Raw genomic sequence first — 12,794 nt, forward strand, 5'->3', positions numbered from 1 at the left:
TTACGCCTTCGTGCCGCCGACCGTCATCCGGTCCATCCGCAGATGCGGCTGGCCGACGCCGACGGGCACGCCCTGACCCGCCTTGCCGCACATGCCGATGCCGGTGTCGAGCTTCATGTCGTTACCGATCATGGAAACGCGGTGCATGGCGTCCGGCCCGTTGCCGATCAGCATTGCGCCCTTGATCGGTCGCGTCACCTTGCCGTTCTCGATCCGATAGGCCTCGGTACAGCCGAACACGAATTTGCCGCTCGTGATGTCCACCTGACCGCCGCCGAATGAGACAGCGTAGATACCGTCCTTCACCGAGGCGATGATCTCTTCGGGCGTGTGGTCACCCCCGGTCATGTAGGTATTCGTCATGCGCGGCATCGGCTGGTGAGCATAGCTTTCGCGCCGCCCGTTGCCGGTGGGTGCCATGCCCATCAGGCGCGCATTCTGCCGGTCCTGCATATAGCCGACGAGCTTGCCGTCCTCGATGAGTACGGTGCGATTGGTCGCCGTGCCCTCGTCGTCGATGGTCAGTGAGCCGCGCCGCTCGGAAATCGTGCCGTCATCCACGACGGTCACGCCCTTCGCGGCCACCTGTTGTCCCATCAGCCCCGCGAAAGCGGAGGTCTTCTTGCGGTTGAAATCGCCTTCGAGGCCGTGCCCGACGGCTTCGTGCAGCATCACACCCGGCCAGCCATTCGCCAGCACGATGTCGAACGTGCCAGCCGGCGCGTCCTCGGCCTCGAGGTTCACCAGCGCCTGCCGCAGGGCTTCCGAAGCGGCGAATCGCCAGTTGTCCTCAGCGATGAACTCGCCGAATTCCTTGCGTCCGCCCATCCCGTAGGAGCCGGTTTCCTGCCGGTCGCCATCGCCGACGACGACGGACACGTTGAAACGCACGAGCGGTCGGATGTCACTCGCGATGCGCCCGTCGGCGCGTACGATCTCGACATGCTGCCAGGACGCCGCGAGCGATGCCGTCACCTGCCGCACACGCGGATCGCGCCCGCGCAGCCATGAATCGATCTCCTGCAAGAGCTTCGCCTTGGCCTCGAAGCCCGGCTCGGCAATCGGATTGGCGTCGCCGTAGAGCTTCGCGTTCGTTCCCTGCGGCGCGGCGGCCAGCGTGCCGGCATAGCCGGCCTTCACCGCGCCGACCGCGTCTGCGGCGCGCAGCAATGCGGATTGCGACAATTCATTGGCATGGGCATAACCGACGGCTTCGCCGGCGACCGCCCGCAGGCCGAACCCTTTGTCGGTGTTGAAACTCGCAGTCTTCAACCGCCCATTGTCGAACACCAGCGCCTCGCCCTCGCGATATTCGAGGAAAAGTTCGCCATCGTCCGAACCGTTGACCGTGTCGGAGACGATCCGGCGCACGGTCTCTTCGGAAATATCGAACTGTTCGATCAGGCGCTGGGTCACTTCGGTCTCCATCGATGGACTTGGTCTGGCCTATATAGGCAGGTGTCGCGCCCGGCGCGACCTTACGAGCCGGCTTTGCGGTGATCGGCAATGACGGGCAGGCTCGTTTCGATCCAGTCGGCGAGCGCGGCGACGTGTTCGGCCGCTTCCTGCCCAAGCAAGGTCAGGCTGTAGTCGACATGCGGCGGCACCACTTCATGCGCGACGCGCTTTACCAGCCCGTCGGCTTCGAGCCATTGCAGTGTCTGCGCCAGCATACGTTCGCTGACGCCGCCGATTCGCCGCCTCAACTGACTGAAACGCAGCGTCTCGCCACGCAACGCCATCAGCACCAGCACGCCCCAGCGACTCGTGACATGTTTCAGTACTTCGCGCGAAGGGCACGCTGCGGCCATCAGGTCGCCGCGCTCCATCTTGGCGGTCAGGGTCATCGAACGCTCCGTCTCCACAAAAGTTGATGCTTACATAAATGTGTGTACTTACGAAAAATAAGCAATACCCATACATTCGTTCGGCCAACGAATGGAGACGTAAAATGACAATCGCAGTGACAGGTGCGACCGGACAATTCGGCCGCCTCGTGATCGAAACCCTGAAGACGCGGACGAAAGACGACATCGTCGCGCTCGCTCGCTCACCGCAAAAGGCCGCCGATCTCGGTGTCGAGACACGCCGCGCGGACTATGATGACGCCGCTTCGCTCGAGGCTGCGCTGAAGGGCGTCGACACCTTGCTTCTCATCTCGTCGAGCGAAGTGGGCAAGCGCGCTGCCCAGCATCATCATGTCATCGAGGCAGCGAAGAAGAACGCCGTGAAATGGATCGTCTATACGAGCCTGCTGCGCGCCGATTCCTCGACTCTCAGTCTTGCCGCCGAACATGCCGAGACCGAAAGGGAACTGAAGGCATCCGGCATTCCCTACACGATCCTTCGCAACGGTTGGTATACGGAAAACTACACCGGATCGCTTGAAGGCGCCGTAGCCGCCGGCGCCATCATCGGCTCTGCTGGCAAAGCCCGCATCTCTGGGGCATCGCGCAAGGACTATGCCGAGGCGGCCGTCGCCGTCCTCACGACACCGGGACATGAAGGCAAGGTTTACGAACTTGCCGGCGACGAATCCTTCTCACTTGAAGAATTGGCGGCGGAAGTCTCGAAGCAGACCGGCAAGGCGGTCACATACAAGGACCTTCCCGAAGCCGATTACGCCAAAACGCTTGAAGGCTTCGGTCTGCCAGCGGGCCTTGCGGCTGCGATAGCGGGCTGGGATGTGGCCGCAGGCGAGGGCGCTCTCTATGATGACGGCCGCGCGCTCTCAAAGTTGATCGGGCGTCCGACGACGCCGTTCACGCAGACCGTGAAAGCGACATTCGCCTGATAGAGCGCTTGGAGGGAACAGCGGAGCAATCCGCCGTTCCCTCGATAAGATTACGGCAGCGCGTCGAAGCCTTCGCCGAACCCGTCGAGTTCGACGGGAATGCCGATGCCTTCTTCCGGCGTCTGGAAGACAATGAAGGTTGCGGTCTCGCCGTTGCGCAAGGTCGCCTTGAGCGGCTCTTCCAGAATCACCTCGGCGTAGCAGCCGTCCTGGAAGCAACGCACGAAATAGGCGCGGCCGATATCCTCGCCATCGACATTGAGCCCGAGCCCGTTCGGCAAAAGCACGCCGAGCGGCGCGAGAATCCGCAGGATTTCAGCCTGATTGTCGGCGGTTCGCAGGATGACGACGGACAGCCCCACCTCGGGACGGTCCTCGGCGACCACGTTCTGGATCAGCGCGCATTGTTCGGATGTGGAGCCTGCCGGCGTGTCGCAGATCAGCGACCATGCGCCATGGGTGGAGCGCACGGCGCCCTGAGGGGCCTGCTGTGCCATTGCCGTCGTCGAGCCAAGCATCGTGCCGAGCGCGAGAACCGTCAGGGCCGGGCGGAAACTGGAGAGGATCGTCATCTTTATCCTGCGAATCGCGGGCTGGAATTGTGCCAAGGTGTAGCGCAAAGCGCGCGCCGTCGACCATATCTTGTTTGAACGGGGCCGCACGCCGCATGAATTGCCGTATCCGACTTCGGCTTTTTCCACAAATCGAGCGAATTGAGGGCGGTTTGCAGTCCTTTGTGTCCGTTACGCGCAAAAATGCCGCACACCTCATGTGATGGCTTTCTTGCGGACGAACCCGGAGTATGATTTGAACGCGCGACGAAAGCCATGCTTCCTCGTGGCTGCCGCCGCATTGGCGCGACACGACGGACGATCCGGGAGACGAGAGGGTGATGAAGAAGTTCCTTTTTGGCGCGAGCACGGCGGCAGCCGCGATGGCCGCCACAGTGGCGCTCGCCGACCAGCCGGTTAATTGGCAGCTCGGTTTCCAAGAGGCCGCGACGCCGATCATGGAGCAGATCCGCTGGTTCGAGCAGTACACGCTCTGGTTCATCGTGCCGATCACGCTGTTCGTTTCGGCGCTTCTGGTCTGGGTCATCATCCGGTACCGCGCAAGCGCGAATCCGGTGCCCTCGCGCACCAGCCACAACACGCTGATCGAGGTCATCTGGACCGTCGGTCCGGTCGTCATCCTGCTGGCTCTGGCGGTTCCCTCGTTCCAGCTTCTGACGGCGCAGTACAATCCGGACGAAGAGCCGACGATGACCATCAAGGCCACCGGCATGCAGTGGTATTGGGACTATGAGTATCAGGCCGATACCGAAGAAGAGGGAACTGTAAATTTCTCCTCCATCATGCTTCGCGAGGGTGATCGCGCCGGCCTCGGCCGTGAGAATCTGGCGGAGTATCCGCGTCTTCTGGCCGTCGATAACGACATCGTCGTGCCGGTCGACACCACGGTCCGTCTTCTCGTCACCTCGGGCGACGTGATCCACGCCTTCGCGATGCCATCCTTCGGCGTCAAGGTCGACGCGGTTCCGGGCCGCCTGAACGAAACATGGTTCCGCGCAACGCGCGAAGGTCTCTTCTACGGGCAGTGCTCGGAGCTTTGCGGCAAGGATCACGCCTTCATGCCGATCGCCATTCGCGTCGTGAGCCAGGAACTATACGATAGCTGGCGCGCGGCTGCTGCCGAAAATCTCGGCAACGCCAACCGCGAGCTTATGGCCGCGCTCGAAGGCAACCAGGAAGTAGCTGACGCCGGCAACTGAGCCGACGCCTGACAAGAACAAGGATACGGAGCGGGAAAATGGCTGGCGCTGCAGCTCACGATACCCACGACCACAAACCGTCCGGCTGGACGCGTTGGGTATATTCGACCAACCACAAGGATATCGGCACCCTCTACCTGATCTTCGCGATCATGGCGGGCGTCGTCGGCGGCTTCCTGTCCGTCATGATGCGCTGGGAGCTTCAGGAGCCGGGTATCCAGATTTTCCACGGCCTCGCGGCCATGGTCTACGGCTTCGAGGGTGATGCCGCCATCGACGGCGGCAACCACATGTACAACGTGTTCACGACCGCGCACGGTCTGATCATGATCTTCTTCATGGTGATGCCGGCCCTCATCGGCGGCTTCGCCAACTGGATGATCCCGATCATGATCGGCGCGCCGGACATGGCATTTCCGCGCCTGAACAACATTTCGTTCTGGCTGCTCCCGCCGGCCTTCATCCTGCTGCTGATCTCGATGTTCGTCCCCGGCGCGCCCGGCGGCTTCGGCGTCGGCACGGGCTGGACGATCTATCCGCCATTATCGACCATGGGCTCGCCCGGACCGGCGATGGATCTGGCGATTCTTTCGCTGCATATCGCGGGTGCGTCGTCGATCCTCGGTGCGATCAACTTCATCACCACGATCTTCAACATGCGCGCTCCGGGCATGACGCTGCACAAGATGCCGCTCTTCGCCTGGTCGGTGCTGATCACCGCCTTCCTGCTGCTGCTCTCGCTGCCGGTTCTGGCAGGCGGCATCACCATGCTCCTGACCGACCGAAACTTCGGCACGGCATTCTTCGCGCCCGAAGGCGGCGGCGATCCGATCCTGTTCCAGCATCTGTTCTGGTTCTTCGGTCACCCGGAAGTGTACATCCTGATCCTGCCGGGCTTCGGCATTGTCAGCCACATCATCGCAACCTTCTCGCGCAAGCCCGTCTTCGGCTATCTCGGCATGGCCTATGCCATGGTCGCGATCGGCGCGGTCGGCTTCGTGGTGTGGGCGCACCACATGTACACGACGGGCATCTCGCTCAACACGCAGCGCTACTTCGTGTTCGCGACGATGGTCATCGCCATTCCCACCGGCATCAAGATCTTCTCGTGGATCGCGACGATGTGGGGCGGCTCGATCTCGTTCCGCACGCCGATGCTGTGGGCGATCGCGTTCATCTTCCTCTTCACCGTCGGCGGCGTCACGGGCGTCCAGCTCGCCAATGCCGGCCTGGATCGCGCCTATCACGACACCTACTACGTCGTGGCGCACTTCCACTACGTGCTCTCGATGGGTGCCGTGTTCGCGATCTTCGCGGCCTGGTACTACTGGTTCCCGAAGATGAGCGGGTACATGTACAACTCGATGATCGCCCGGATTCACTTCTGGCTGACCTTCATCGGCGTGAACCTGATCTTCTTCCCGCAGCACTTCCTGGGTCTGGCCGGCATGCCGCGCCGCTACATCGACTATCCGGATGCCTATGCGGGCTGGAACCTCGTCTCGTCCTACGGTTCCTACCTGTCGGCAATCGGCGTGCTGGTTTTCCTCTACGGCGTCTTCGAAGCCTTCGCCAAGAAGCGCGAGGCAGGAGCCAACCCTTGGGGCGAGGGTGCGACCACGCTCGAATGGCAGCTCTCTTCGCCGCCGCCGTTCCACCAGTGGGAACAGTTGCCCAAGGTCAAGTGACCGGTAACGCGTGCATGACTTACGAAGCCGCCGGTTCGCCGGCGGTTTCGGCCTAAAGCAAGAATGGATTCCAGCCAAATGGCCCTGGTCGAAAAGCACAGCCTGACGGACGCTTCCGAGTTTCGCGTGTCCGAAGCCATGCCCGGCGACTTTCTGGCGCTTCTGAAGCCAAGGGTCATGTCGCTGGTCGTGTTCACCGCATTCGTTGGTCTGGCGACCGCGCCGGGCGCCATCGACCCGTTCATCGCGCTCATCGCCATTCTGGCGATCGCAGTAGGGGCAGGGGCCTCGGGTGCGCTCAACATGTGGTACGATGCCGACATCGACGCCGTCATGACGCGCACCGCGCGCCGTCCGATCCCGTCCGGCATGATCACGCCCGATCAGGCGCTGACCTTCGGTCTGATCCTGGCGGTTCTCTCGGTGATGACGCTCGGCCTACTGACCAATCTGGTCGCCGGCGGCCTGCTGGCCTTCACCATCTTCTTCTACGCCGTCATTTACACGATGTGGCTGAAGCGCTCGACGCCGCAGAACATCGTCATCGGTGGCGCTGCCGGCGCGTTCCCGCCCATGATCGGCTGGGCGGCGGTGACCGGCTCGGTCTCGCTCGAGTGCGTCGTTCTCTTCCTGATCATCTTCCTGTGGACGCCGCCGCATTTCTGGGCGCTCGCTCTCTTCAAGTCCGACGATTACGGCCGCGCCGGTATCCCGATGATGCCGAACGTCGCCGGCGAAGCGTCGACCAAGCGCCAGATCCTTGCCTATTCGGTGCTCGTCGCCGCCGTCGGCGTCGCGCCTTGGGCAATCGGCCAGACCTCGGCCGTGTATGGCGTTGTCTCGATCGCACTTGGCACCGCCTTCGTCTGGTATGCCTGGAAAGTCTTCCGCATGCCGGAGGCTGACCGCACGATGGGGGCGGCCAAGGCGCTGTTCGGCTATTCGTTGGTCTACCTCTTCGCGATCTTCGCCGTGCTGCTTGGCGACGTTGCAATAGCTCGCCTGATCGGGGGTTGAGCATGGAACCGGAAACCATCGAACTCACCGAAAAGCAGAAGAAGGCCCGCAAGCGCCGCAACATCGCGATCGCGCTCGGGCTCGTCGCTCTCGTCGTCATCTTTTATGTCGCCACGCTCACCAAGCTGGGGCCGGCGGTCTTCGACCGGCCGATGTAGGGAGAACACCATGGCCGAAGAACAAACCGACCTCGAACGCCAGAACCAGCGTCGCAACCGCAAGGTCGCGATTGCGTGCACGGTGTTCTTTTCCTCGATGATCGGCGTGTCCTTCGCGGCCGTGCCTCTCTACGATTTGTTCTGCCGGGTTACGGGCTACGGCGGCACCACGCAGCGCGTCGAGCAATATTCGCAGACGGTTCTCGATCGTGATGTCACGATCCGCTTCGACGCCAATATCTCCGGCGGTCTGCCCTGGCAGTTCAGGCCGGTTCAGCCGTCGACGACGATCAAGATCGGCGAGACGACGCAGGTCGCCTATCAGGCGACCAATGTCGCCAACCGTCCGGCGTCCGGCCGCGCGTCGTTCAACGTCACGCCGCAGATCGCCGGCGCCTATTTCATGAAGGTGGAATGCTTCTGTTTCACCGATACCGAATTGCAACCTGGCGAATCCATGGATATGCCGGTTGTCTTCTATGTCGACCCTGAGATCGTGAACGTTCCCGAACTCAAGGACGTCAAGACCATTACCTTGTCCTACACGTTCTTCCCGCTGGCTTCACCCAGCCCGGTTGCGGCGAACAAGGCCGAGGGGGATGACAAGAACGCAGCAGCCGCTACCGAACTCGGGGGTTGAAATGGCAGACGCACACGTAAAGAACCACGATTATCACATCATAGACCCGAGCCCGTGGCCGTTCATCGCGTCGATCGGCGCGTTCATCATGATGCTGGGCGGCGTCGGCTGGATGCAGTATCTGCAGGGCGGACAGTTCCGTCTGCTGGGCGTCAATCTGGCGACCCCGTGGCTGTTCTTCGTCGGTCTGGCGATCATTCTCTACGTCATGTTCGCCTGGTGGTCGGACACGATCAAGGAAGGCCGCGAGGGGCATCACACACGCGTGGTGTCGTTGCACCTGCGCTACGGGATGATCATGTTCATCGCCTCCGAGGTGATGTTCTTCGTCGCCTGGTTCTGGGCCTTCTTCGACGTCAGCCTCTTCTATGACGAGGCCGCGCAGGTCGCTCGCACCACCTATACGGGCGGTCAGTGGCCGCCGGCAGGCATCGAGGTTCTCGATCCCTTCCATCTGCCGCTCTACAACACCGTCATCCTGCTCCTGTCGGGCACGACCGTCACCTGGGCGCACCACGCGTTGCTGCATGACGACCGCAAGGGCCTGATCTGGGGCCTCGGCCTCACGGTTGCGCTGGGCCTCCTGTTCTCCTGCGTGCAGGCTTACGAGTACATGGTCGCGCCGTTCGCCTTCGCGAACTCGATCTACGGCGCCACCTTCTTCATGGCCACGGGCTTCCACGGCTTCCACGTCATCATCGGCACCATCTTCCTTCTGGTCTGCCTGGTCCGTGCAATGAACAACGGCTTCACCAAGGAGAAGCATTTCGGCTTCGAATCGGCAGCCTGGTACTGGCACTTCGTCGACGTCGTGTGGCTGTTCCTCTTCGTCGCGATCTATGTCTGGGGCTCGGCAGGCGCGCCGATCTACCATCACTGATCGATCCGGCATCGAAACGAAAGACGGCCGCGCTCAGCGCGGCCGTTTTTTTGTTGGGAGTTCTGGCGCATCGGCGCGCTTCGACCTCTCCACTTGCAGTCCCTGCGTCGCCATGACATTGGCATCCATTCCGCCAATCCGGTAAGAACCCCCTCATGAGCGAAGACCGAGCGCATTACCCGCCCGTCGATCCGGTGAAGGCCGGCATCGGGGGGCGTTGCCCGCGTTGCGGCGAAGGACATCTCTTTTCCGGTTTCCTGTCGATGCGCCAGAATTGCCGCGTCTGCGGGCTCGACTACGGTTTCGCCGATGCAGGCGACGGGCCGGCCGCTTTCGTCATCCTGATCGTCGGCTTCATCGTCGTCGGGCTGGCATTGTGGATGGAGGTCAATTATGGCCCGCCATTGTGGGTGCATTTCCTGTTATGGATTCCGCTCGCCATCGGCCTCTCCCTGTGGGCGATGCGCCTTGCCAAGGGAGTCCTCATCACGCTGCAATACTCCAACAAGGCTGCCGAAGGCAGGCTCGACCGTCCCGAATGAGTGAATCCCGAACCACCGCGCCGATGCGCCGTTCCTGGGTCGTCGCACTCGTCATCTCCAGCATCTTCATGCTCGCGGCGCTGATCGCGCTCGGAACGTGGCAGGTGCAGCGCCTGCACTGGAAGGACGGCCTTCTGGAGACGATCGACGCGCGCACGCATAGCGAACCGCGCCCGCTCGCCGAGATCGAGCGTATTCTCAGCGACACCGGAGATGTCGAATATTGGCCGATGCGCGTCGAAGGCCGCTTCCTGCATGAAGGGGAGCGCCACTTCTTCGCCACCCATCAGGGCGGATCGGGCTATTACGTCTATACGCCGCTTCAGCTCGACGACGGCCGCATCCTCTTCGTCAATCGCGGCTTCGTTCCCTTCGACCGCAAGGACCCGGCCCGGCGCGGCGACGGGCAGGTCGACGGCGAAGTCACAGTAGAGGGGTTGGCCCGCAGCCGGCTTGACGAAAAGCCGTCCTTTATCGTTCCCGACAACGACCCTTCCGCCAATATCTTCTTCTGGAAGGACCTCGAAATCATGGCCGCAACGGCCGGTCTGCCGGACGGCGCCGAAGTCCTGCCCTTCTTCCTCGATGCGAATGCTGCACCCAATCCCGGCGGATTCCCGATGGGCGGGGTGACAATCATCGATCTGCCGAACAACCACCTCCAATATGCAGTCACCTGGTACGGATTGGCCGCCGCGCTCGTCGGCGTACTCGCTGTCTGGGGCTGGCGGTCGCGGCGCAAGGCTTGACAGGTCGGCCATGAGACCGCATCTGCCCGGACAGACCGGCCCGGATTGCAATGCCCGAAAGAGAGTTCATGACCGTCCAAATGCGCCCCCTGACCATCCGGCTTTGCGAGCCGCGCGGCTTTTGCGCCGGCGTCGACCGCGCGATCCAGATCGTGGTGCTGGCGATCAAGAAATACGGGCCGCCGGTCTATGTCCGCCACGAGATCGTGCACAACAAATATGTGGTCGAGGGTCTGAAGGAGCGTGGCGCGGTCTTCATCGAGGAACTGGCGGAAATCCCGGTCGATCATGCCGACAAGCCGGTGGTCTTTTCGGCCCATGGCGTGCCGAAGTCGGTTCCGGCCGATGCGCAGTCGCGCAACCTTTTCTATCTCGACGCCACATGCCCGCTCGTCTCGAAGGTTCACAAGCAGGCGATGCGCCATGCCCGGCTCGGCCGCCATGTCGTCCTGATCGGCCATGCGGGCCATCCCGAGGTCATCGGCACCATGGGTCAGTTGCCCGAGGGCGATGTGACGCTGGTCGAGACCGAGGCGGATGTGGAGCGGCTTGCGATCCCCGATGACGTCGAACTCGGCTTCGTCACGCAGACGACCTTGTCGGTCGAGGACACGGCCGGCGTCATCCGGGCGCTGCAAATTCGCTTTCCGCACATCCAGGCGCCTGCCGCCGAATCGATCTGCTATGCGACGACCAACCGTCAGGATGCGGTGAAGGAAACCGCGCCCGGCTCCGACCTGTTCCTCGTCGTCGGCGCACCGAATTCGTCGAACTCGCGGCGGCTGGTCGAGGTTGCTGAAAAATCGGGAGCGAAGCGCGCGCTGCTCGTTCAGCGGGCTTCGGAAATTCCGTGGGATGAAGTCGGCGACATTTCCATCCTCGGCCTCTCGGCCGGCGCATCCGCTCCGGAAATCATCGTCGACGAGATCATAGAGGCGTTCCGCGCGCGCTTCGACGTGAAGCTCGACATCGTCATCACCGTCGAAGAACGCGAGAACTTTCCTGTCATGCAGGTTCTGCGCGATGTCGAGCTGACCAGCGCCGACATGGCCTTCGTCAACGGTTCTGCGTGATGGCGGTCTATACCGACATCAGCGAGGTCGAACTCGCCGACTTCCTCGCGCGCTATGACATCGGAACGCTGACCTCCTACAAGGGCATCGCCGAGGGCGTCGAGAACTCGAATTACATGGTCCACACGACCAAGGGCACTTTCTTCCTGACGCTCTATGAAAAGCGCGTGAACAAGGCCGATCTGCCGTTCTTCCTCGGCCTGATGAGGCATCTTGCAGCACGCGGCGTGCGCTGCCCCGTGCCGATCGAGCCGCGCGAAGGCGGCATGATCGGCGAACTCGCCGGCCGACCCGCCGCCATTATCTCCTTCATCGAGGGCATGTGGCCGCGCCGCCCGAGCGTCGAGCAGTGCCGCGCGGCGGGCGAGGCGCTGGCGCGCATGCACCTTGCCGGTGCGGACTTTGACATGACGCGCCCCAATGCGCTGTCCGTCGAGGGCTGGCGCGCGCTCTGGGAAAAGGCGCGGGAAAGCGCGGATGCGGTCGAGCCGGGGCTGGAGAGGGAAACCGAGGCCGATCTGTCGCGTCTCGAAGCGGCATGGCCGCAAGATTTGCCGGCGGGCACGATCCATGCCGATCTTTTCGCCGACAATGTCCTTTTTCTCGGCACCGATCCGGGCATCATCGACTTCTACTTCGCCTGCACGGATTATCTCGCCTACGACGTTGCGATCTGCCTCAACGCGTGGTGTTTCGAGCGGGACCATTCCTTCAACCTGACGAAGGGCGCCGCCTTTTTGAAGGGCTACATCTCGCTGCGCCCACTTTCCGACGCGGAAGCCGACGCCTTGCCGACGCTCGCTCATGGCGCTGCGCTACGTTTCATGCTCACCCGGCTTTATGACTGGGTGAACACGCCCGCCGGCAGCCTCGTGGTCAAGAAGGACCCGCTCGAATATCTGCGCAAGATGCGCTTCCACCGGCGCATCTCTTCCGCCGCAGAATACGGACTTGCCCGATGAAGAACGTGGAGATTTTCACCGACGGTGCATGCTCGGGCAATCCCGGCCCCGGCGGCTGGGGTGCGATCCTGCGTTTCGGCGCAAAGGAAAAGGAACTGTCCGGCGGCGAGGCCGACACGACCAACAACCGCATGGAACTGATGGCTGCCATCAAGGCGCTGGAGGCGTTGAAGGAACCGGTCAAGGCCGATCTCTACACCGACTCCAACTATGTCCGCGACGGCCTGACGAAATGGATCCACGGCTGGAAGAAGAACGGCTGGAAAACCGCCGACAAGAAGCCGGTCAAGAACGCCGAGCTCTGGCAGGCGTTGGATGCGGCGCGCGGCCGGCACGACGTGACGCTGCACTGGATCAAGGGCCATGCCGGCCACCCGGAAAACGAGCGTGCGGACGAACTCGCCCGCCTCGCCATGGCGCCTTTCAAGCCGGCAAAGCCGAAGCTTCCCGAAAGCGCCGCGCCTGCAACGCCGCCGCGCAAGCCCCGCCTGATGGGGAACGCCACGCGCAAGGCGTGACG

15 protein-coding genes are annotated in these 12,794 nt (G+C 62.6%); 12 read left to right on the top strand and 3 right to left on the bottom strand.

Annotated features, from left to right (window positions below; translation table 11 throughout):
• Together tldD and GTW25_RS13845 are read right to left on the bottom strand one after the other, a co-directional pair.
• Entirely contained in the window at positions 1–1,416 is a 1,416-nt protein-coding gene (tldD, locus tag GTW25_RS13840; protein WP_252912726.1) for a metalloprotease TldD, read from the bottom strand.
• 62 nt (positions 1,417–1,478) lie between these two features.
• Positions 1,479–1,847 (bottom strand): winged helix-turn-helix transcriptional regulator, encoded by a 369-nt coding sequence (locus GTW25_RS13845; protein WP_252912727.1) that lies wholly within the window; start codon positions 1,845–1,847, stop codon positions 1,479–1,481.
• A 104-nt stretch (positions 1,848–1,951) separates the two neighbouring features.
• On the opposite strand from GTW25_RS13845, the gene GTW25_RS13850 reads away from it, so the two are divergent.
• Complete coding sequence (locus GTW25_RS13850; protein WP_252912728.1) at positions 1,952–2,794, top strand: SDR family oxidoreductase; 843 nt, start codon at positions 1,952–1,954, stop codon at positions 2,792–2,794.
• Positions 2,795–2,844: 50 nt separating this feature from the next.
• On the opposite strand, the gene GTW25_RS13855 is transcribed toward GTW25_RS13850, so the two are convergent.
• Positions 2,845–3,312 (bottom strand): invasion associated locus B family protein, encoded by a 468-nt coding sequence (locus GTW25_RS13855; protein WP_252912771.1) that lies wholly within the window; start codon positions 3,310–3,312, stop codon positions 2,845–2,847.
• Between the two features lie 374 nt (positions 3,313–3,686).
• Between GTW25_RS13855 and coxB the strand changes: the two genes are divergently transcribed.
• From coxB to rnhA, 11 genes are all read left to right on the top strand, one after another.
• A complete protein-coding gene (gene coxB / locus GTW25_RS13860) occupies positions 3,687–4,565 on the top strand; it encodes a cytochrome c oxidase subunit II (protein ID WP_252912729.1) in 879 nt (292 codons plus the stop codon).
• A 38-nt stretch (positions 4,566–4,603) separates the two neighbouring features.
• On the top strand, positions 4,604–6,253 hold the full coding sequence (ctaD, locus tag GTW25_RS13865) for a cytochrome c oxidase subunit I (RefSeq protein WP_252912730.1): 1,650 nt from the start codon (positions 4,604–4,606) through the stop codon (positions 6,251–6,253).
• Positions 6,254–6,331: 78 nt separating this feature from the next.
• Entirely contained in the window at positions 6,332–7,270 is a 939-nt protein-coding gene (locus GTW25_RS13870; protein ID WP_252912731.1) for a heme o synthase, read from the top strand.
• Positions 7,271–7,272: 2 nt separating this feature from the next.
• Positions 7,273–7,428 (top strand): cytochrome c oxidase system small membrane protein, encoded by a 156-nt coding sequence (locus GTW25_RS13875; RefSeq protein WP_252912732.1) that lies wholly within the window; start codon positions 7,273–7,275, stop codon positions 7,426–7,428.
• Between the two features lie 10 nt (positions 7,429–7,438).
• Positions 7,439–8,068, top strand: a complete 630-nt coding sequence (locus GTW25_RS13880; protein WP_252912733.1) for a cytochrome c oxidase assembly protein — start codon at positions 7,439–7,441, stop codon at positions 8,066–8,068.
• Position 8,069: 1 nt separating this feature from the next.
• Positions 8,070–8,948 (top strand): cytochrome c oxidase subunit 3, encoded by an 879-nt coding sequence (locus GTW25_RS13885; protein WP_252912734.1) that lies wholly within the window; start codon positions 8,070–8,072, stop codon positions 8,946–8,948.
• A gap of 155 nt (positions 8,949–9,103) precedes the next feature.
• Positions 9,104–9,490: a DUF983 domain-containing protein gene (locus GTW25_RS13890; RefSeq protein WP_252912735.1), complete on the top strand. Its 387-nt coding sequence runs from the start codon at positions 9,104–9,106 to the stop codon at positions 9,488–9,490.
• Positions 9,487–10,239 carry an SURF1 family protein gene (locus GTW25_RS13895; protein ID WP_290128039.1) on the top strand — a complete coding sequence of 251 codons (753 nt, stop codon included), beginning with the start codon at positions 9,487–9,489 and terminating at the stop codon, positions 10,237–10,239. Before GTW25_RS13890 ends, GTW25_RS13895 begins: the two co-directional genes overlap by 4 nt.
• 68 nt (positions 10,240–10,307) lie before the next feature.
• Entirely contained in the window at positions 10,308–11,312 is a 1,005-nt protein-coding gene (ispH, locus tag GTW25_RS13900; RefSeq protein ID WP_252912736.1) for a 4-hydroxy-3-methylbut-2-enyl diphosphate reductase, read from the top strand.
• Entirely contained in the window at positions 11,312–12,274 is a 963-nt protein-coding gene (locus tag GTW25_RS13905) for a homoserine kinase (protein ID WP_252912737.1), read from the top strand. Before ispH ends, GTW25_RS13905 begins: the two co-directional genes overlap by 1 nt.
• Positions 12,271–12,792, top strand: coding sequence for a ribonuclease HI (gene rnhA / locus GTW25_RS13910; protein WP_252912738.1), 522 nt, complete (start codon positions 12,271–12,273; stop codon positions 12,790–12,792). Before GTW25_RS13905 ends, rnhA begins: the two co-directional genes overlap by 4 nt.
• Positions 12,793–12,794: the final 2 nt, after the last annotated feature.

This window comes from Aliihoeflea aestuarii, from assembly GCF_024105665.1.
Lineage (GTDB): Bacteria > Pseudomonadota > Alphaproteobacteria > Rhizobiales > Rhizobiaceae > Aliihoeflea > Aliihoeflea aestuarii.